A 20,774-nucleotide genomic window follows, 5' to 3' on the forward strand; every position below is an offset into this window, starting at 1 on the left:
GGGGTTGTCTGGTCAGTCGGCGATGCTGATGTCGTCGATGTAGCCGCGGAACGCGCCGGTGTTGCCCGGCTGGTCGTAGGCGATCTGCAAACCGGTGATCGCCCGGCCGTTGAACCCGGCGAGGCTGACCTCGACCTTGTTCCAGGACTCCGGGGTGAGCTGTCCACACTGGTAGGCGGGGTGCGCCCGGTTTCCCTTCTGGTCGACGGCGCCGGAGTCACGCAGGTTGGCGCCGTTGCTGAAGGTGAGATCGACAGCGAGGCAGGTGCTGTTGGCGGCGACCACGTGGCCCACCGTGGTGTTCGCCTCCGGGTAGACCCAGTAGGTCAGCTTCGTGGTGGGCTTGACGGTGATCCGGCTCAGGTTCAGGGCCTGGAAGTAGGCGTACGACTGGGTGGTGTTCTGGTCGACGCCGTACACCCGGATGGCCTTGCCGCCGGAGTGCGCGCGTTCCGCGACGACGGAGTTCTCCGGGGCCTTGGCCGCACAGGTGGCCGCCAGCTTGTCCATCTCGACCTTGTGGTCCTGTGCGATCTGCAGGTTGAGCTTCGCGGTGATCAGCTTGGCCTGTGCGGACGCCTTCGCCGCGGCCGTGGTCGCGGCGGCGAGGGCGGCTTCGGCGTCCTTGACGGCCTTCGTCTTGGCGGTGACGTTGGCGACGGCCTTCGCGACGGCGTCCTTGTACGTCGCCGTGTCGGCGAGCGAACAGGCGTTGACGTTCCGGACGGAGCCGGTCCAGGCCGGGCTGTGCGACCAGTTGAGCGGGACCTCACCGTTCTCGAACCCGGTGATCAGATCGAGGTCGTACTGGCCGGAGCTGACGAAGTCGCCGAGTTCGGTGGCGGAGCCGGCGAGAGCCTTCCGCGCGGCGATCGCGAGGACGTGGAAGCCCTCCTTGTCGGCCTGGGCCAGGACTTGCTCGGCCTTGGCCACGTCGGCTTCGTACTTCTTGCGCAGGGCGAACTGCCGGTCGGCTTCGCGGGCTTCGTGGATGCCGGTGTGGATGTAGTTGTTCCAGTCGGCGGGTTCGCGGCTGAGGACAGCGCGTTCGGCGGCGCCGCGGACTTCGGTGCCTTGGGCGGCGTTCTCCCAGATGTAGGTGATGAAGTCGCGGTCGCTGGCGGCGAGCATGCCGTCGGTGGCGGCGACCAGGAGCACGGCCATCGCGCGTTTGCGGGCGGCCTCCTCGATCAGCCTGCGCCGCAGCATCTCGTCGCCGTGCGCAATCTCCTCGATCTCTTTCTTCCGGTCGGCTTCGTGGGCGGTCACGATGCCGTCGCCGAGAAAGGCCAGCTGGTCGGTGTGGGTGCCGTCGCCGGCGGTCAGAGCGGCGGCCTTGACCCGGGTGCCGGCCTTGTCGCTCTTGCGGATCAGGTCGACGAAGTTCTTCAGGGTCAGGCCGAGGTCGTCGGTGCTGATCGGTAGGCCGATGGTGAGGGCGGCCTTCTGCTTCAGTTCCCGCTCGACACGGTCCTGCTCTTCGGCGGCGATCTGGATGGCGACGTCGCGTTGCTTGGCCGCGAACACGTCGGTGCGCAGGAAGAGGGTGCACTTGCTGGCGTCGCCGGCGAGCGACGCGGGGTCGGTGTAGGCGGTGACCGCGGCGGTGCGGACTTCGCCGCGGAACTGCTGGCCGGCCAGAGCGTTCCAGATCTCGATGGTGAGGTCGCAGTCCTTGTAGCCGGTGCGGACCGCGGTCGGCTCCAGACCGAGAGCCCGCAGTGCCGCGGCCTTCTCGGCCAGCGTCGCGGTCGTCTCGGCGGCATACGCCGGTGCTGGTACGGAGGTCGCGGCCAGCACGAAAGCGGTGGCGGCGCCCGCGAGGCCGGTCAGCCTCGCACGCGTGATCATGTTCACGTGGGCCTTTCTGAGTTCTGCGGGTGGGCGTACCGCGGGCACGGCGAAGTCACGCGTCGGCGGTACGGAGGCAGCAGCCATCGTGGACACACGTCAGGTGTGCCGGATGGCTGTGTGAGGTAGAGAGTTCGGTTCCCCGGAGAGTCAGCAGACCCGGTGTGGCTCGTCCGCCGAATCGGACACGGCGCGAGCAAGAACTGTGGAAATACGCATGTGGAACCCCGTGATTCGATGCGCGTCGCCTCCACACCGAGGTGTGGCCGGCCTTCCCCGTATGCCGGATGCGTCGCGGTCGCCGGATGCTATCGAAGTGATCGATGCGTCCGCAAGGCCGATCGTTACTCTCAGTTTCCTTACAGAAACCGGGGCGGGCGAATTCCCGTTCATGTGATTCAATGCCAGCGGCGCGAATCCATCGGTCCGGATGGATCGCGCCTTCGCGTTGCCGCTCCGTGCCGGGTGTTTCCACGCCTCACCTGCGGCAATGATCATTTTCGGGTTCCACGGGGGAGCTTGCATGCGCTCACGCGCTCTAGCTGCGGCGATGGCCGTAGCGACGTTAACTTTCGGTGCTGTGACCGGTGTCGCAGTCCCAGCCGCGGCGGGTCCGCCCGCGGTCTCCGCGACAGCTGAATCGGCCGTCAACAACGCAGAGTACGATTTTGTGCTCTGGCTCGCTCAATACGACGAACGCGCGATGGTGCGTTCCACGGCATGGACCGCCCTGCTCGAGGAGGATGTCGCGGCGGGCATTCTGCGGTTCTTCCAATCGGAATGGGAATACGCAGAGTCACTGGCGGCGGATGTGTCGGCGCGTAATAACGACTTCGTGAAGTACCTCGTCGACACGTGTGTCCCGGCGTATTCGCCGGAGGTCTGCGCGGCCGCTTCCGACATGCTGTACGCCACCGCGGAGGAGCAGGGGGCGTTCGTCAGCGACGGCTACCGGGCGGCCAGGGAACGCGACAAGCGGGTCCGTGACCAGACCGGCGCGCAGGCTGCCGCGCTGGTCGCCGGTGACCGGGCGTACGTGGCCCACCTGCGCGACACCGACCCCGGCGCGCAGGTGCGACTCGCCGCTCGATGGGCGCTGCGTGACGGCGCCGACGACGGGGACCTGGTCGAGTTCTTCAGCCACGGGTGGGCGTACTCGGCCGGTCTCGACGTGCGGGCCCACCGCTCGGCGATCGCGGCCCTCGAACTGCCCTGGCGCAGCGCGGTCGCGAACCTGACCATCGCCGCGCAGGACGCCGAGAAGAAGGCGCGTGACTCCGCCGGGCAGGCCAAGATCGAGGCCGAGGCCGCTGCCGCCCGTGCCTGGGGTGGCGTCGCCCAGAACGCCGGCCCGGCCCGGACCGCGTGGCAGAACGCCGAGCGGGAAGCCCTCGCCCGGGCCGAGCAGTGGCGCCAGATCGCCGTCGCCGCGGCCGCCGCGGAAAGCGCCAACTGGAAACCGATCCTGAAGGCCGACATCAGCGGGCAGTGGACCGCCTACGCCCGGACGGCCCGTGAACAGGCCGCCTACTGGACCGGCAAGTACAACGACGCGCTGGCCGCCGAGGCCGAGTACTCCAAGACGCCCGCCTGACCGACCCCTGACTTCAGCGCTGCGTGGCCCTCGCCGCCGCGGAGCGCTCTCGCCTTGCGCGGAACGGAAGTGACGTGAGACTCACCACGCGGCTGAATGCTGCCCTGATCACGCTGCTGGCGGCCACGGTCGTCGGCGCGGGACTGCACGCCCCACCGGCCCTCGCGGCCGACCCGACCCCGGCCCCGACACCCACCGCAACCGACGAGTCCAACCCGGACATCAAGATCCCGGAGCTGGTCACCGAGTCATGGAACGGCACGACCGGCGTCAACACGATGGACGAACGCTGGCGCAAAGCCGTCGCCGACGTCGCCGAGTTCACCGCTGAGCAGGAGGTTCGTGACGCGGCGCTGGCCGCGCTCGCGACGGGTGATCCGGTGACGATTCAGAAGTTCGCGACGGTGGACAAGCCGGCGTTGGACAAGCTGGTCGCGGCGCGTAAGAAGCAGGAGGCCGCGAACAATCTGGCGACGATCAAATCCTTGAGGGGTACGGGTGGCCCGTACTTCAACGCCGAGGTCGAACGGGTCTTGGCCGGTACGGATAGTGACCGGGCGGCGTTCCTCGCGTATGGGGCGGCGATCGCTCGTGATCGTGACAAGAAGACGAGTGATGACGCTGTCGAGCGGGCGGCGACGTTGCGGGAGCGGGTGCGGCTGATCGCCGCGATGGCTCCGGCGGAGTCGAACGTCAGGCGTGCTGCGGAGGCGGCGTTCGCTGGTGACGACGCGGCGATCAACGCGTTCCTCAACGGCGGGTATCTGACTGCGGCGCGGGCGGATGCGGCGGAGCGTGAGCAGTATCTGAAGGACCTCGAGGCGCGGAACAAGGCGGTCGAGGAGTTGACGGAGCTGGCGCAGAAGTCGGCGCGGGCGTCGGAGGCGCGTCGTCGGCTGCTGATCGCGCATGGTGAGGGTGTTCGTGCGTTGCAGCAGGCGTCGAATGCGATGGCCGCAGCCGCGAATGGTGCCCGGCATTCCGCACGCGTCCTGGCCGGTTCGGGTTCGGCGGCGTCGAAGGCGACCGAGCTGACGGCGGCGAACACGGAGGCGAAGCGGCAGCTCGGCTACGCGCAGGTCGCTGCGCGAGAGGCCGGGATCGCGGCACAGACGGCGTCGACGGCTGCCGACGAGATCATCGCGACCGGTCTGGACTATGGCGCGGAGTGGGCGCAGATCGCGCAGGGCATGAGCGAGGCTGCGACGGCTGCGGTCGGTGCGACGCAGACGGCGGTGTATGCGTCGGACGCCACCGTTGCGACAAACAATGCGCAGGGTGCGCAGGCGCAGGCGGAGGCGCACGCCGCGCAGGCGATCAAGTGGCGTCAGCACGCGGAGGAGCACGCGAAGTCGGCGGCCAAGCTCGCTGCGGCCGCCGCGAAGCAGGCGCAGGCAGCCAAGACCGCCGCTGCTCGTACCAAGAAGGCACGGGAGCAGGCCGAGGCTGCCGAGGCGAAGGCGTGGGCGGAAGCGGAGAAGACCCGCCGGCACCGCCAGGAAGCCGAAGCACAGGCGGCCGAAGCGAAACGTCAGCGGCAGATCGCTCAGGAACAGGCGGCGCTGGCCGCCCAGTACCGTGCCCAGGCCGAGCGGGAGGCTGCCGCGGCCCGAGCCGCTCGCGCCAATGCGGAGGCACAGGCCGCCATCGCCGACGGCGCCGCCAAACGAGCCGGCGACGCCGACCAGAAAGCCGGCGCCGCCGAGACCAAAGCCTGGGAGAAGGAGGGCGTGGCCAGGCAGGCCCGCGATGCCGCGTATGCCGCCGAGCGCAACCGGCAGACAGCCGAGGCGAAAGCCCAGTACAACCGGGGGTGGGTGGCCAAGGCGGACAGCGCGGAAGCCCGCAACGAAGCGCTGGCGGCGGCTGGCGAGGCCGATCGTGAGTTCCAGACCGCGGACGCCGCCGCGAAGTCGGCGCGGGGATACGCGAACACCGCCACCGGCGCCGCAGCCAACGCGCGGGGTGCGGCCACGCAGGCGCAACAGGCCGCCCGCCGGGCTTGGGCCGCGGCTGAGCAGGCGAGAGCCGCTGCTGCCGCAGCGGACGCGGCGGCAGATCGGGCTGAGGCTTCGGCGAGGGCCACGCACGCCGCACGGGTGCGTGCCGACGCCAAGGCCGCGGTCGCGACGGCACAGCAGGTCAAGGCCGCAGAGGCGGCCGCCGCAGCGGTCAACCTCGCGCGGCAGGCCGCCGAGGAGGCGGTACGCGCCTTGTGGGCGGCCGATCGAACCAGGAGCGAGGCCGACGCCGCCACCACCGAGGCCGTCGCCGCGTCGGCGCAGGCCGAGATCGCGGTGAACGCGGCTACCGCAGCCAGGCAATCGGCGGCGGGGATCGCCGATCCGCAGAACACGGCCATTGCGATGGTGGCGCCGTTCACCGGCGCGGACATCGACGCGGACTTCGTCCGATCGGTGGCCGAGCAGGCTGGTGTCATCGGCGCGGAGCAGGCTGCGGCCGCACAGGCTCGTGCCCTGGAGGCGGTTGCCGCGGCGACGCGTGCGCAGGAGGCCGCCGACCTGGCCAACGCCCAGGTCAAGCCGGCCTATGACGCGGCCGCGCAGGCCGCGAGGTCAGCAGGCGAAGCCGCCCGATCGGCCGCCGAGGCGAAGAAGGCCGCCGCGCAGGCCGCCGCCGATGGCGCTGCCGCCCGTGCTGCGGCCGCGAGTGCCGGCCGTGCCGACGCGCAGGCACGCGCCGATGCCTTGGCAGCACGTCAGGCCGCGAACGAAGCCGCACAGGACGCGGCGATCGCCGGACGTAGCGCCCAGCAGGCGCAGAACGACGCGAACGCCGCAGACAGCGCCGCCACCGCAGCCGAGAACGACGCGGCCGCGGCTCGCGGTGCGGCCGACCGCGCCGAAGCGTCCGCCGCTGACGCCAAGAAGTTCGCGGAGTCCGCACAGAAGCACGCGGACCGCGCCGTCGAGGCCGCGTCCCTGGCTTTGCAGCACGCCATTGACGCGCAGAAAGCTTACGAGCGGACCGAGGCGACCGAGCGGGAGGAACTCGAGAAGGCGCTGGAGAAGGGCGCCGAGCTGACCCCGGAGCAGGAGAAGGCGTTCCTGGAGTCACTCAGCGAGCAGGAGCGTGCCGAGTACGAGGCCGCCAAGAAGGCCGCAGACCAGGGCATCCTCGACTTCATCCAGGAGAACGGCCTGGAGTTCCTGGGCGATCTCATCATCGGCGATCTCAAGGACTGCGCGACCAAGCCCAGCTTCGGCGCATGCTTCTGGGCGGTCTTCGACCTGATCCCGATCGGCAAGCTCAAAAAACTCAAGAACGTCTGGGATCTCTACAAGAAGTACGAGAAGTTCGCCGACGGGATCAAGGGCGCCCGCAAGAAGGTCAACGACCTCGTCAAGAAGTTCTTCAAGAAGGGCGGCTGCCCGGACGACAACAGCTTCGTCCCCGGTACGCGCGTCCTGCTCGCCGACGGCACCACGCGGCCCATCGAACGATTGGCCGTCGGGGATCGGGTTTTGGCCACCGACCCGGTCAACGGCCTGACCGCTGCAAAGCCGGTGACCGACACGATCATCGGCAGCGGCGACAAGAAGCTCGTCGACATCCTGGTCGACACCGACGGCGACCTCGGTGACGGCGCCGCGTCGATCACGGCCACCCACAATCACCCGTTCTGGGTGCCGGAACAGGACCGGTGGGTCGACGCCGAGTACCTGTCGCCGGGGCAGTGGCTGCGGACCAGTTCCGGTACCCGGGTGCAGGTCACCGCGATCGAACACCGTGCCGCCCGAGCGGTTGTACACAACCTCACCGTCGCCGACATCCACACCTACTACGTGCTTGCCGGTGAGGTTCCGGTCCTTGTCCACAACTGTGGGGACCTGGGACCGGACTGGAAGCCGCGAGCGGCGTCCGAGGTCTGCGACTCGACGGGATGTGAAGCTGTCGCGTTGGAGATCAAGCGACGGATCGGTGGCGAGATCTACCGGATCAATCCGCCACCCGGTTGCTCCAACCTGGGCCGGTACCGTGACCAGTGGTCCGGATGGGGACACCACGAGGTGGTGGTACGGGAAGGCAGGGTCTATGACGGATTCACGGACCGGAAGGGTCTCCCGATCAGCGAATACAAGGCGCTGTTCAAGGACCTCTTCCCCGAGGACTTCCCGTTCTGAGGCTCACGGGTGAACCACCGGGCCTACTTTGCGTCGGTCCGGAGCCGGCCGCGTCTTCACGGCCTGGACGGCACCTATGGGGGTGCCGTCCAGTTCGTGCTCGGCTTCGACGCTGCGATGTCCGGCGGTCTGCTCTCGGGTTTCCGGGAATGGCTCATAGTCCGCCTGGACGATGGCAACAATCTCGCCTGGCCCGCGCTGGCCGAGCGAGCCGTGGCGGAGTCCTCTGATTTCGATGCGCCGATGGAGACACTGTTCGCACTGCTGGACGATTTCCTCGCGGTGAAGGAGAGCCACAACGGGTTGGCCAGAATTTTCGAAGCCTATCTGGAATGGCTCAAGCGACAGCAGTGGTATCGGAGTGACATTCTCGAATAGCGCGTAAGGAAGTGGCCCCCGGCTCTCGGAGCCGGGGGCCACTTCCTTGTTGGTGCGGTCGGGATCAGGCGGGGTCGGGGGCGGTCCGGAAGGTCGTCCAGGACGCGCCGAGGCCACCCTCCTTCACCAGGGCGACCCGGTCGCCGGTCACGATCGCGATCCGGTTGCCGCTGAGGGCGTGCTGCTGGACGCCGGAGTACTCGTTGACCCAGGCGGCGCTCAGCGTGCCCTCCTTGACGTACGCGATGCCGCCGGTGGTGAGCACGCCGATCCGGTTGCCGGACAGGGTCAGCTCCTTGATGCCGCCGTGCTCGTTGACCCAGGCGGCGTTGAGCGCGCCCTCCTTGACGTACGCGATGCCGCCGGTGCTCAGCACGCCGATCCGGGTGCCGGAGAGCACGAGCTGCTTCATGCCGGTGTGCTGGGTGCTCCAGGCGGCGCTCAGCGTGCCCTGCTTGACCAGCGCGGCGCCGGCCGTGGTGAGCACGCCGATCCGGTTGCCGGAGAGGGCGATCTGCTGGACGCCGGAGTACTCGTTGACCCAGGCGGCGCTCAGCGTGCCCTCCTTCACGTACGCGATGCCGCCGGTGGTGAGCACGCCGATCCGGTCACCGTCGAGGGCGATCTGCTTGATGCCGGTCTGCTCCTTGACCCAGCCGGCGCTCAGGCCGCCCTCCTTCACGAAGGCGGTGCCGTCGTTGGTGAGGACACCGATCCGGTCACCGGCCAGTACCAGCTGCTTGACGCCCGGGTGCTCCATGACCCAGGTCGCGCCGAGGCCACCCTCCTTGACGTAGGCGGTGCCGTCGGCGGTGAGAATGCCGATCCGGTTGCCGGAGACCGACACCGAGACCACGTCCGAACGCACCGCGTACTGCCCGGTCTGCAGGAACCGGACGACCTCGGGGTAACCGCCGGCCAGCGCCTTCTGTCCGGCGGCGGCCAGAGTGACGTACCCCGCCTTGAATGACCGGTCGACGATGCCCTGGACCGCCTTGCGGTCGTCGGCTTCCTTCTTCTCCAGAGCGATCTGGATGTCCCGGTCCTTGGCCTGGTGGATGCCGGTGTCGATGAACGCCTTCCAGTCCGCCGGAACCAGGCTGCGAGCCGCCGCGATCGCCGTGATCTGCACCTCGGTGCCCTCGTCGGCGTGGTTCCAGACGGTCACCACGAAGTCCCGGTCGGGCAGGCTGAGAAGCTGTTCGGTGACCGGCAGGCCGATCCGGTTGGCGGCGTACTGCTTCGCGGCCCGGGCCAGCGCGGCGGCCTTCTCCGCCTCGGTCTTCTCCTTGTCCTTGGTGATCCAGTCCTCGGTGTCCTGCTTGGCCGCCGCGGCCAGGCCGGAGGCGATGAACGCGGTCTGCTCCTCGGCCGAGCCCTGGCGGGCGGCGTCGGCGCCGGCCTTGACCAGCGGCCAGCGCGCCTCGTCGACCAGGTCCTGGATCTTCAGCAGGAACTGGGCGTCGGTGCCGCTGAGCAGGGCCGCGTCGGCCACCACGTCGATGGCCGCGGCGGCGGTGCTCCGGGCCAGGTCGCTCAGCCGCTTCGCCTCGGCGATCTGCCGTTCCCGCGCGATGTCCCGGTCGAAGGCCGCGTACACCTCGGTGAGGATGAAGTCGACGCTGGCCTGGGCGGCGTCCTCGGGCGCGGCGCTCAGCGCGATCTCCGCGGCGATCCGGACCTCGGTGTGCTCCGGCTTGTCCTTGACGTGTGACCAGATCGCGAAGACGAAATCGCGGTCGGCCCGTTCCGGCAGCGTGAAGTCGTCACCGAGACCGAATTTGACGGCGACGGCGAGCTTCTCCTCGTACAGGTCGGCGGCGGCGAACGCCGCCTGCGACAGAGGCTGAGCGGGTACGGCGTACGCGGCGGCCGGCGAGACCGCGGTGAACGCCACGGCTGCGACACCCGCGGCGATGAGCCGTCGGGCGGTGATCCCGTCGGTGATGTGTGGCATGAAGTTGATTCCCCCGTGTGAATGCGCCCGAGTGGGCGCCCGGGCAAGCTAGCCCGGACTTCAACCCATTGACAAGGGCACATGACGATGACGGATGACTCATTCTTTCGTCTGCGCTGATCAACCGCTCGGCATGGAGTTTCCTGAGAGTTCCGGGGCAGCGCGACGGCCCATTTTGTGTTTCCATCACCGTCTATTGCGCCGGACCGCCGTGGGTGGCCGGCGTATTGTCGTGCGTTCCAACGGGGGAAACGATGAAACGCAGAAGTCTATTCATGGTGAGTACGGTCACGTTATTGAGTGCCGTTTCCTGGAGCGGTGCGGCATGGGCCGTGGATCCGGTGGCCGTCACCACACTTTCAGCCGAACAGCAGGAGGCGGAACGTTTCTTCGTGCGCTGGCTGTCGGCCTACGAGGAGCGCGCGGCGGTGCGTAGCGCGGCACGGTCGGCCCTGCTGACCGGGGAGACCGCCGAGGAGAAGGTCGCGGCCGTCACCGAGTTCCTGGACACCGGCTACACCGCGGCGATGGACCGTGCCCAGACGTCACTGGACCGCCAGATCACGTACGCGCAGCGGATGGTCGCCACCCACCCGGCCCGCACCTATCCACGGGTCAATGCCGCCGGGCGGCGCGCCCTCGCCGGCTCCGAGGTGGAACTGGACGAGTTCGCCCGTACCGGATATGCCGTTGCCCTGGCCTTTGATCGCCAAGGGATCGCCGACGACAAGCTACGCGCGGACCTGGTGAAACAGGACGACCGCGACTTCGTCGCCCTTCTGCGCGACAACGACCCCGGCGCGCAGGTGCAGGCCTGGGCCCTCCGGGCGCTCGCATCCGGAACCGACGCCGACGTCGCCGAGTTCCTCAACTACGGCTGGGCGAGCGCGGCCGGCCTGGACACCCAGACCTACCGCCGGCAGTGCGCCGAAGCCGACAAGGCGTTTCTGCTGAAGTCGCGGGAGCTGGTGGCCGCCGCCCAGACCGCCGAACAGAAGGCCCTCGGCGCGGCCGGCGAGGCGAAGGAGCAGCTGCGTGCCGCGGCCGCCCGGGACTGGGCCGATGTCGCCGCCCACACGTCGAAGCCGCGCGTCGCCTGGGCCGAGGCCGAACAGGTGGCGCTCCAGCAGGCCGAGACCTGGCTGCAGATCGCCCTCCGGGCGGCCGGCACCACCAGCCCGAACTGGCAGAACATCGCCGGCACCGCGCAGAGCACCCGCGACCAGTGGCTCACCGCCCAGCAGACCGCCGCCGAACAGGCCGCGTCGTGGGCCGTGCTCTACCAGCGGGCCCTGGAAGCCGAAGCCGCGTTGCTCACCCCGACCTCTCTCGTCTGAACAGGACTTTCGCAGTGAAACTGACGCGGCTACGCGTATTCCTGATCTCGTCGCTGGCGGCCGCTGTCGTCGGCGCGGGACTCCACGCCCCACCGGCCCTCGCGGTCGACCCGACGCCGGCCCCGACCGCGACGGCGTCCGAGGAGCCGGGCCTCGAACTGGAAATCCCCGAACTGGTCACCGAGTCGTGGAACGGCACGACCGGTGTGGACACGATGGCGGAGCGGTGGCGTAAGGCTGTCGCTGATGTCGCGGAGTTCACGGCTGAGCAGGAGGTTCGTGACGCCGCGCTGGCCGCTTTGGCCACGGGTGATCCGGCGACGATTCAGAAGTTCGCGACGGTGGACAAGCCGGCGTTGGACAAGCAGGTCGCGGCCCGTAAGAAGCAGGAGGCCGCGAACAATCTCGCGACGATCAAGGCTTTGAAGGGTACGGGTGGCCCGTACTTCAACGCCGAGGTCGAACGAGTCCTCGCCGGCACCGACAGTGACCGGGCTGCGTTCCTGGCCTACGGCGCCGACATCGCGCGTGATCGTGATAAGAAGACCAGCGACGATGCTGCTGAGCGGGCGGCGATGTTGCGGGAGCGGGTGCGGCTGATCGCCGCGATGGCTCCGGCGGAGTCGAACGTCAGGCGTGCGGCGGAGGCGGCGTTCGCCGGTGACGACAACGCGGTCAATGCGTTCCTCAACGGCGGGTATCTGACTGCGGCGCGGGCGGATGCGGCGGAGCGTGAGCAGTATCTGAAGGACCTCGAGGCGCGGAACAAGGCGGTCGAGGAGTTGACGGAGCTGGCGCAGAAGTCGGCGCGGGCGTCGGAGGCGCGTCGTCGGCTGCTGATCGCGCATGGTGAGGGTGTTCGTGCGTTGCAGCAGGCGTCGAACGCGATGGCCGCTGCCGCGAATGGTGCCCGGCATTCCGCACGCGTCCTGGCCGGCAGCGGTACGGCGACAGCGAAGGCGCCGGAGTTGGCGTCGGCGAACACCGAGGTCAAACGGCAGCTGGGGCACGCGCAGGTGGCTGCTCGTGAGGCGGGGATCGCGGCGCAGACGGCGTCGACGGCTGCTGACGAGATCGTTGCGACCGGTCTGGACTATGGCGCGGAGTGGGCGCAGATCGCGCAGGGTATGAGCGAGGCTGCGACGGCTGCGTTCGGTGCGGCGCAGACGGCGGTGTTCGCGAGCGATGCGACGATCGCGACGAACAATGCGCAGGGTGCGCAGGCGCAGGCTGAGGCACACGCGCAGCAGGCGGTCAAGTGGCGCGAGCATGCCGAGGAGCACGCGAAGTCGGCGGCGAAGCTGGCGGCTGCGGCCGCGAAGCAGGCGAGTGCAGCGAAGACTGCGGCGGCACGGGCGAAGAAGGCGCGGGAGCAGGCGCAGGCGGCTGAGGCGAAGGCGTGGGCCGAGGCGGAGAAGACCCGCCAGCACCGCCAGGAGGCCGAGGCGCAGGCGGCCGAGGCCAAGCGCCAGCGCCAGATCGCCCAGCAAGAGGCGGCGCTGGCCGCCCGGTACCGTGCCCAGGCCGAGCGGGAGGCTGCCGCGGCCCGAGCCGCTCGCGCCAACGCGGAGGCACAGGCCGCCATCGCCGACGGCGCCGCCAAGCGAGCCGAGGATGCTGATCGCACCGCGGCCACGGCCAGCGACAACGCCTGGGCCAAGGAGAACACCGCACGGGAGGCCCGCGACGCAGCGTATGCCGCCGAGCGGAATCGGCAGACGGCCGAGGCCCGGGCGCAGGCCATGCGAGCGATGGTCGCCAAGACGGACAGTGCGGCGGAGAGGGACGCCGCTCAGGCGGCGGCGAATCAGGCCGACGGTGAGTTCCGGACCGCGGACACCGCGGCGAAGTCGGCCCGCGGATACGCGAACACCGCGAGCGGCGCTGCCGCCAACGCAAGGTCCGCCGCGACGCAGGCACAACAGGCCGCCAACCGGGCGTGGGCGGCCGCGGAACGGGCACGGGAAGCGGCCGCGGCAGCGGACGCGGCAGCAGACCGAGCCGAGGCATCGGCGAAAGCGACGCATGCAGCCCGGGTGCGGGCCGACGCGAAGGCCGCAGTCGCGACGGCCCAGCAGGCCAAGGCGGCACAGGCCGCCAACACGGCCGTCAGCCTGGCGAGCCAAGCCGCTGACCAGGCGGTCCGCGCGCTGTGGGCGGCCGACCGGACCAAGGCGGAGGCCGAGGCCGCGACGACTGAGGCCGTTGCCGCCGCGGCGCAGGCGGACATCGCCATCCGAGCCGCAAGTGCCGCCGCGGCGTCGTCGGCGGGCATCGCCGACCCGTACGACACAGCCCTGTCCATGGTGAGCCCGTTCACCGGCGCCGACATCGACGCGGACTTCGTCGAGTCGGTGGCGGAGGAGGCTCGCATCATCGGTGCCGAGCAGGCTGCCGCGGCACAGGCCCGGGCTGATGAGGCGGTGATCGCCGCGACCAAGGCGCAGCAGGCAGCCGACCGAGCGAACGCCCAGGTAAAGCCGGCCTACGTGGCTGCCGCGCAGGCAGCACACTCGTCGGCCGAGGCGGCCCGGTCTGCGGCGGAGGCTAAGAAGTATGCCGCTCAGGCCGCCGTCGACGGAGCCGCCGCCCGCGCGGCGGCGGCCAGCGCCGGGCGTGCGGATGCACAGGCTCGAGCGGACGCGCTGGCGGCACGGCAGGCCGCGAATGAGGCCGCCAACGACGCCGCGATCGCCAGCCGCAGCGCGCAGCAGGCCCAGGCGGACGCCAACGCCGCCGACAGTGCCGCCAGCGCTGCCGAGGCCGACGCCGCGGCGGCGAATTCGGCGGCTGACCGGGCGGAAGCCTCCGCCCGCGACGCCAAGGCGTCAGCAGAGAGCGCGCAGCGGTACGCGGACAGCGCAGCCGAGGCCGCAAGCCGCGCTCTTGAGCATGCCGTGGCGGCCGAGCAGGCGGCCGAGCGAGCCGAGGCAGCTGAGCGGGAACGCCTCGACAAGGCTCTGGAGGAGGGCGCCGACCTGACTCCGGAGCAGGAGCAGGAACTCCTCGACGAGATGACGCCCGAGGAGCGGGCCGAGTACGAGGCCGCCAAGAAGGCCGCTGATCAGGGCATCGTCGACTTCATCAAGGAGCACGGTCTCGAGTTCCTGGGGGATCTCATCCTCGGTGATCTCAAGGAGTGCGCGACCAAGCCCAGCTTCGGCGCCTGCTTCTGGGCGGTCATCGACGTCCTGCCCTGGGGCAAGCTCAAGAAGCTGGGCAATCTCTGGGACTTCTACAAGAAGTTCGAGAAGTTCACCGACGGGGTTCGGAAGGCCGGTAAGAAGGCCGACGAAATCCTGAAGAAGGCCAAGGACAAGCTGCTGCGCAAGAGCAAGTGCCCGGGCAACAGCTTTGCGGCGGGAACGCCGGTCCTGATGGCCGACGGAACCACCAGAGCCATCGACCGGTTGGCCCTCGGGGACAGGGTTCTGGCCACTGACCCGTTCACCGGCGTCACCGCGGCTGAGCCGGTCATCGCGCGGATCGTCGGCAGCGGCGACAAGAAGCTCGTCGACCTCACGATCGGCGGGGCGACGATCACCGCCACCCACAATCACCCGTTCTGGGTGCCGGCGCTCTTCGAGTGGGTCGACGCCGAGTCCCTCACTGCCGGGCAGTGGCTGCGCACCAGCTCCGGAACGCTGGTCCAGATCTCGGCGGTCAGCCATCGGGCCGAGACATCCACCGTGTACAACCTGACGGTCGCCGACGTCCACACGTACTACGTCGTGGCGGAAGCCGCAGCGGTTCTCGTGCACAACGCGACGCCGTGTCCGAAGCCCGGGGACCCCGACTTCGACAGCGCCGAGCACTACGGCGAACTCGGCGACGACTTTAAGCCAGGGGTCGTGGACCCGCACAACCGGCTCGAGGACAAGGAACGTGCCATCGCCGAGCGGCTCGAGCGGGAGGGCGAGGCGGTCTTCCCGCGTAAGCGGGTCGACGATGTCCAGGGGCACAAGAATCCCGACGTCATGGTGCGTCGAGGCCCGAACGACCCCGGTGTGATCATTGAGTTCAAGACGCTCAACTCGGGTTCGACGTCGGCGGTCAAGCGCAATATCTTGAGTGCCGGCAAGCAGGTCGAGGGGGCAAAGGGCGAGATGGTCATCGACGGCCGGAATGTCGGCCTGACCGCTGAGACGGCTCGTGAGGGCTTCAAGCGTGCGGCCGGACAGGCCCGGGCCCATGGGCAGGCAATCCCGTCCAAAATTCGTGTGATCCTGGCCGACGACACCATCATCGAACTCAGCTGACGGGGAGGCCATGTGAGTGACACCGAGCAGATCTTCCTCCGATGCGATCTCGCGCCGGACGAGGCGGCTCATCGGCTGGCGCACTCACTCGGTCTGGATTTGAAGGTCGACGGCTCCGATGCCGTGCTGAGCCGCCCGGCTTCCGCCGGGCGGCCCGGCCGGGTCGGTGGCCCACTCCGGATCAACCAGTACGCCGATCCGTCCGGCGATCCCGATGATGTGTCCGTCCTCGATGGATACGATCTGGTCTGGGAGATGTGGTACACCCGGCACGACGACCCGGTGCAGCGGGACGAGGTGCGACTCCTCTTCGAGAAGGTGGCCGCCCGAATGCCCTGGCCCGCCCTGCTCCTGACGAATCTGGACCTCCTTCTGGCGGCGTTCGACCCGGCTACCGGGGTTCGCTGGTTTCCCGAGGGCACGACGCCTGACCTCGAACACCGTGCGCTCTGGTCGGACTACGCGATCGACAGGTGAACCACTGTCGGCTGAAACGCCGGGCGACACGCGGGGCGGGGCGGCTTGCGCGTTATAAGTCCGTCTCGCTAGCGTTGTCCCCCAAGCCGCACGTCTCGTACGGGCCTGTCTTCGGGTGATGGCGCCCGTTTCCGGGACGAGCGGTGGATATTAAGGCGGGACTTCTCGTCGCTACAGCCCCCGTGACCGTTTGCCGCGGTCCGGGGGCTGTTCGCATCCGTCGGTCGTTCACCTATTGGGACTCTCGTACCGATGATCGGGACGGGCGGGTAGCCTGGCCAGGGTTTACCAGAATCGTTGGGGGAGTTGACGTGAGCGTGGCGCGGATCGCGGTTGTCGGCGGCGACGGCATCGGTACCGAGGTGACCGCTCAGGCTCGCAAGGTCATCGACGCTGTCCTCCCCGGAGTCGTCTACAACGAGTATGACCTGGGCGCCCGCCTCTACAACCGCACCGGTGAGGTCCTGCCGCAGTCGGTCGAGGACGAGCTGGCCGGCCACGACGCGATCCTGCTGGGCGCCATCGGCGACCCGAGCGTCCCGCCGGGTGTTCTGGAGCGCGGCCTGCTGCTGAAGCTCCGTTTCGACTTCGACCAGTATGTGAACCTGCGCCCGTCGAAGCTGTGGCCCGGCACGTCCAGCCCGCTGGCCGGTGTGAAGCCCGGCGAGATCGACCTGGTCGTGGTCCGCGAGGGCACCGAGGGCCTCTACGTCGGCGCCGGCGGTGTGCTGCACAAGAACACGCCCGCCGAGATCGCGACCGAGGAGAGCCTCAACACGCGGCACGGCGTCGAGCGGGTCATCCGTGACGCGTTCGCCCGCGCCCAGCGCCGCGACCGTCGCCATGTCACCCTGGTGCACAAGACCAACGTGCTGACCCACGCCGGCAACCTGTGGTCGCGGGCGTTCGCCGCCGTCGCGGCCGAGCACCCCGACGTCACCACCGAGTACCAGCACGTCGACGCGGCCAGCATGTTCCTGGTGACGAACCCGCAGCGGTATGACGTCGTGGTGACCGACAACCTCTTCGGTGACATCCTCACCGACATCGCCGCGGCCGTGACCGGCGGCATCGGCATGGCGGCCAGCGGTTCGGTCAACCCGGAGCGCATCTACCCGTCGACGTTCGAGCCCGTGCACGGCTCCGCGCCGGACATCGCCGGCAAGGGCATCGCCGACCCGGCGGCCGCGATCCTGTCCGCGGCCCTGCTGCTGGAGCACCTGGGCAAGCTCGACGAGGCCCGGCGAGTAACCGAGGCGGTCGCGGCCGAGGTCGCGTCCCGCACGCCGGGCGCGCCGCTGCGTACCGCCGAAGTCGGCGACCGGGTCGCCGCAGCCGTCTGACCGGCCGGTCTCGTCACTCAGCCCTACGGGGCTGCTCACCCATGGTCATTATTTTTTAACGACCGTTCGGGGTAAATTCATGGGGCACTACGGGTGCCCCCACGCATGCTTCCATTCTTCGTTGTAGAAAGCAGGTCCACCTGTCATGAGCGGTGGTGACCACCTCGATTTCGAGATCCGTCCGAACCCGGCACCCGTCAGCGACGCGGACCGCGCCGCCCTGCTGGCCAACCCCGGTTTCGGCCGCATCTTCACCGACCACATGGTCACGGTGCGCTACGCCGACGGCAAAGGCTGGTATGAGCCGCGTGTCGAGGCTCGCGGGCCGATCCCGATGGACCCGGCGAGTGCCGTCCTGCATTACGCGCAGGAGATCTTCGAGGGTCTGAAGGCGTACACGACACCCGACGGCGGTGTCGCGATGTTCCGCCCCGATGCGAACGCGAACCGGTTCAACCAGTCCGCAGCCCGGATGGCGATGCCGGCCCTGCCGGTGGAGACGTTCCTCCAGTCCCTCCACGAGATCATCAAGATCGACCGGAGCTGGATCCCCGAGGACCCGGAGGGCAGCCTCTACCTGCGCCCGTTCGCCTACGCGAGCGAGGTGTTCCTCGGCGTCCGCCCCGCCAACGAGTACCTGTACCTGGTCATCGCCTCGCCGGTCGGCCCGTACTTCTCCGGCGGCGTCAAGCCGGTCAGTATCTGGGTGACGCCCGACTTCACCCGTGCAGCGCCCGGCGGCACCGGCGCGGCCAAGTGCGGCGGCAACTACGCGGCCGGCCTGTCAGCCCAGGCTGAGGCGTCCGAGCACGGCTGCGACCAGGTCGTCTACCTGGACGCGGTGGAACGCAAGTACATCGACGAGCTCGGCGGCATGAACGTCTTCCTCGTCCTCGACGACGGCAGCCTGATCACCCCGCCGCTGACCGGCACGATCCTGCCCGGCATCACCCGCGACTCGGTGATCAAGCTGGCCGAGCGCGCCGGCCGCAAGGTCGAGGAACGCCCGATCAGCCTGGCGGAGTGGCGTGAAGGCGCCGCCTCCGGCCGGGTCCGCGAGGCCTTCGCTTGCGGCACCGCCGCCGTGATCACCCCGATCGGCACGATCAAGAGCGAAGACGGCGATTTCACCGTCGCCGACGGCGGCTCCGGCGAGGTCACCATGGCCATCCGCAAGGAACTCGTCGACATCCAGCGAGGCCGAGCCGAAGACCCCTTCGGCTGGGTCCACCGAGTCCTTTAAACCCTTTGGCGGTACGGGTGGGAGCGCCACAAACGCACCCACCCGTCCCGAACTACACCGCAACCACCGCGGTCCGTCCAGTCCCCAGCGCGCCCGCCGGGGCGTATGCGTCCGTCACCACTCAGCGGCCGCCCGTCATCCGGCGAGTGACCCGCCGAGATCTTCCACGCGTTCAGCTACGACAGCGCGTCGAAGCCACAGTTCGAGCTGCTCGAGGTCGGTGCAGGCGGCGATCGTCGCGCGCACCTCGTCGGAGACTTCGATGCCGCGTGCGCTAAGAACTAAGAAGAGCGCACGCGCCTTACCTGCCGCCCTACCTTCGGCCTTGCCTGCCTCGAAGAAGGGCCGGCCGAATTTGCTTTTGAACGGGTATCCGAGGACGCCTGCTGGATCCTTCTCGTCGTTCACTCGGCGAGTGACCCGCCGAGGTCTTTGATGCGTTCGGCGACGACGGCACGCTGGATCCACTGTTCGAGCTGTTGGAGGTCGGTGCAGGCGGTGATCTTTGCCCGCGCCTCGTCGGAGACTTCGATGCCGCGTGCGCTAAGAACCGTCAGGAGCGAATGAGCCTCGCCCTCGGCCTTGCCGGCCGCGAAGTAGGGTCGGCCGAATTCGCTCTTGTACGGGTAGTCCGTGGCGGTCATGAGTTCCTCCAGCAGCGTGCGGGCTGCGGCCGGCAGCATGGTGAGCGCGAATTCATAGTAGAGAACCGCGCGGTCGGATTCGATGACGGCGAGTGCCGACTGCATTGCCTTGAACAGCGGAATCGGGTCGTGCCTGCCGGCGTGGGCCATGGCGGACAGCAACGTCAGCTCGGGTAGGCGCTGGGCGGTTTCGAGGTCGGTGATGACGGGTGTCTGTGCCGGGCCGAACGCCACCGGATGGATCGCCGATGGCGGCAGGCTGAAGAGAATCGGCTTGGCCGCCCAATCGGCGACCGACTGCAGTGGGCACACGACCAGAAGTGTGACCGGGCAGCCCAACCGGGCGTACAGGGTCGCGACGTAGGCGGGCCAACTTCGCAGCTTTCGTGGGTCGACCTGGCGCTGCACCTCGACCACGATCGAGAGGACCTTCTCCTTCCCACGCGTCAGGGTGACGACGGCGTCGGCTCGGTACTCGGTGGGGGCTACGTCTGTCAGGTCGGCTGAGGCCAGGTGGGCCTCGTCGTAGGCGGGGAGGGTGTCGTGTAACGGGCCGTTCAAGAGCTCCGCGGCCAGGGAAGGGCGGCCGCGGAACATCTCGATCAAGACCTCGTGTACCTGCGAGGGCATGACACTTAACCTACACCTAGTTGACCCTTGAAGGGTAGTCGCTAGGCAGGCTTGTCGTACCCCTAGATGTCGGTGAGCAGATGCGACCGCAACGAATGCAGGTCGTCGTCGGTCAGGCCGATCTCCTTGGTGTAAGCCTCGACCGAGCCGTGCAGGGCGCGGAGGTCGTCCAGGAAGAGCAGCATCGCCTCGGCGGGGGAGTCGAACATGTGCTCGTTGCCCTGGACCGCCTCCGGGTTGGCCCGCATCAGGTACTCGGTGAGCGGCCGCATCGCCTCGGTGGTCAGCGCGTAGTCGGCGGCGATGTCCTCGTCGGACACCCCGAGCAGGGACAGCGTCAGCGCGCAGACCGTGCCGGTCCGGTCCTTGCCGGCCATGCAGTGCACCACGACCGGGGCGGCCTCGGCGTTCGCGATGACGCGCAGCGAGCCGGCGATGCCCTCACGGCCGTCCTCGGCGAAGTTGAGATACCGGTCGGCCAGCCAGCGCTCGTGGAGGATGTCGTCGGTGTGCGCGATCTCCTCCCAGTCGACGTGCCGGATCACCAGGTTGCGGTAGTCGACGCCGTGCTCCTCGGGCACCCGCCCGAACTTCTGCACCTCGAACTCGCGGCGCAGGTCGATGACCGTGCGGATGCCGAGGGCGGCGAACGCCTCGCCGTCGGCATCGTGCATCCGGTGCAGCGAGTCGGCCCGGAACAACCGCCGCCAGCGGACCCGTCGCCCGTCGAGGCCGGCGTAACCGCCGACGTCCCGGAAGTTGTAGGCCTTCGTGAACGGGAGACTGCGTGAATACGATTCGGCGACCACGTTCCCAACCTAACCGGCGCGTGCAGCCGCTCGACCGGTCGAATTCGTCACTCCCGCCGTCTCAGCCAGTGGATTTCGAGTCCATGTCGTGGCAGCCCGTGGCATGC

13 protein-coding genes are annotated in these 20,774 nt (G+C 69.0%); 8 read left to right on the forward strand and 5 right to left on the reverse strand.

Annotation, left to right across the window (positions count from 1 at the left end; all coding sequences use genetic code 11):
- Positions 1–12: 12 nt before the first annotated feature.
- Complete coding sequence (locus AB0E94_RS14735; RefSeq protein WP_360326329.1) at positions 13–1,857, reverse strand: hypothetical protein; 1,845 nt, start codon at positions 1,855–1,857, stop codon at positions 13–15.
- 697 nt (positions 1,858–2,554) lie between these two features.
- Here AB0E94_RS14735 and AB0E94_RS14740 point away from each other — a divergent pair.
- The 3 genes from AB0E94_RS14740 to AB0E94_RS14750 all read left to right on the forward strand — a co-directional run bounded on the left by AB0E94_RS14740 (position 2,555) and on the right by AB0E94_RS14750 (position 7,968).
- Complete coding sequence (locus tag AB0E94_RS14740; protein ID WP_360326331.1) at positions 2,555–3,445, forward strand: hypothetical protein; 891 nt, start codon at positions 2,555–2,557, stop codon at positions 3,443–3,445.
- Between the two features lie 404 nt (positions 3,446–3,849).
- A complete protein-coding gene (locus AB0E94_RS14745; protein WP_360326332.1) occupies positions 3,850–7,590 on the forward strand; it encodes a polymorphic toxin-type HINT domain-containing protein in 3,741 nt (1,246 codons plus the stop codon).
- Positions 7,591–7,686: 96 nt separating this feature from the next.
- Positions 7,687–7,968, forward strand: coding sequence for a hypothetical protein (locus AB0E94_RS14750; RefSeq protein WP_360326334.1), 282 nt, complete (start codon positions 7,687–7,689; stop codon positions 7,966–7,968).
- Between the two features lie 64 nt (positions 7,969–8,032).
- On the opposite strand, the gene AB0E94_RS14755 is transcribed toward AB0E94_RS14750, so the two are convergent.
- Positions 8,033–9,925, reverse strand: coding sequence for a hypothetical protein (locus AB0E94_RS14755; RefSeq protein WP_360326336.1), 1,893 nt, complete (start codon positions 9,923–9,925; stop codon positions 8,033–8,035).
- 296 nt (positions 9,926–10,221) lie between these two features.
- Here AB0E94_RS14755 and AB0E94_RS14760 point away from each other — a divergent pair, with 296 nt between their 5' ends.
- The 5 genes from AB0E94_RS14760 to AB0E94_RS14780 all read left to right on the forward strand — a co-directional run bounded on the left by AB0E94_RS14760 (position 10,222) and on the right by AB0E94_RS14780 (position 18,584).
- Complete coding sequence (locus tag AB0E94_RS14760) at positions 10,222–11,262, forward strand: hypothetical protein (protein ID WP_360326337.1); 1,041 nt, start codon at positions 10,222–10,224, stop codon at positions 11,260–11,262.
- 14 nt (positions 11,263–11,276) lie between these two features.
- Positions 11,277–15,521, forward strand: coding sequence for a polymorphic toxin-type HINT domain-containing protein (locus tag AB0E94_RS14765; protein WP_360326339.1), 4,245 nt, complete (start codon positions 11,277–11,279; stop codon positions 15,519–15,521).
- Positions 15,522–15,533: 12 nt separating this feature from the next.
- Entirely contained in the window at positions 15,534–15,998 is a 465-nt protein-coding gene (locus tag AB0E94_RS14770; RefSeq protein WP_360326340.1) for a hypothetical protein, read from the forward strand.
- A 317-nt stretch (positions 15,999–16,315) separates the two neighbouring features.
- Complete coding sequence (locus AB0E94_RS14775; protein ID WP_360326368.1) at positions 16,316–17,341, forward strand: 3-isopropylmalate dehydrogenase; 1,026 nt, start codon at positions 16,316–16,318, stop codon at positions 17,339–17,341.
- 145 nt (positions 17,342–17,486) lie between these two features.
- Positions 17,487–18,584, forward strand: a complete 1,098-nt coding sequence (locus AB0E94_RS14780) for a branched-chain amino acid aminotransferase (protein WP_360326341.1) — start codon at positions 17,487–17,489, stop codon at positions 18,582–18,584.
- A 135-nt stretch (positions 18,585–18,719) separates the two neighbouring features.
- Here the strand turns inward: AB0E94_RS14780 and AB0E94_RS14785 are convergent, their stop codons facing one another.
- The 3 genes from AB0E94_RS14785 to AB0E94_RS14795 form a co-directional block, all read right to left on the reverse strand.
- On the reverse strand, positions 18,720–18,992 hold the full coding sequence (locus AB0E94_RS14785) for a hypothetical protein (protein WP_360326343.1): 273 nt from the start codon (positions 18,990–18,992) through the stop codon (positions 18,720–18,722).
- Positions 18,989–19,858, reverse strand: coding sequence for a hypothetical protein (locus tag AB0E94_RS14790; RefSeq protein ID WP_360326344.1), 870 nt, complete (start codon positions 19,856–19,858; stop codon positions 18,989–18,991). The genes AB0E94_RS14785 and AB0E94_RS14790 overlap by 4 nt, the downstream gene beginning before the upstream one ends.
- Before the next feature lie 62 nt (positions 19,859–19,920).
- A complete protein-coding gene (locus AB0E94_RS14795) occupies positions 19,921–20,667 on the reverse strand; it encodes a tyrosine-protein phosphatase (protein ID WP_360326346.1) in 747 nt (248 codons plus the stop codon).
- Between the last annotated feature and the right edge of the window lie 107 nt (positions 20,668–20,774).

Source organism: Actinoplanes sp. NPDC026670, from assembly GCF_040638175.1.
GTDB lineage: Bacteria > Actinomycetota > Actinomycetes > Mycobacteriales > Micromonosporaceae > Actinoplanes.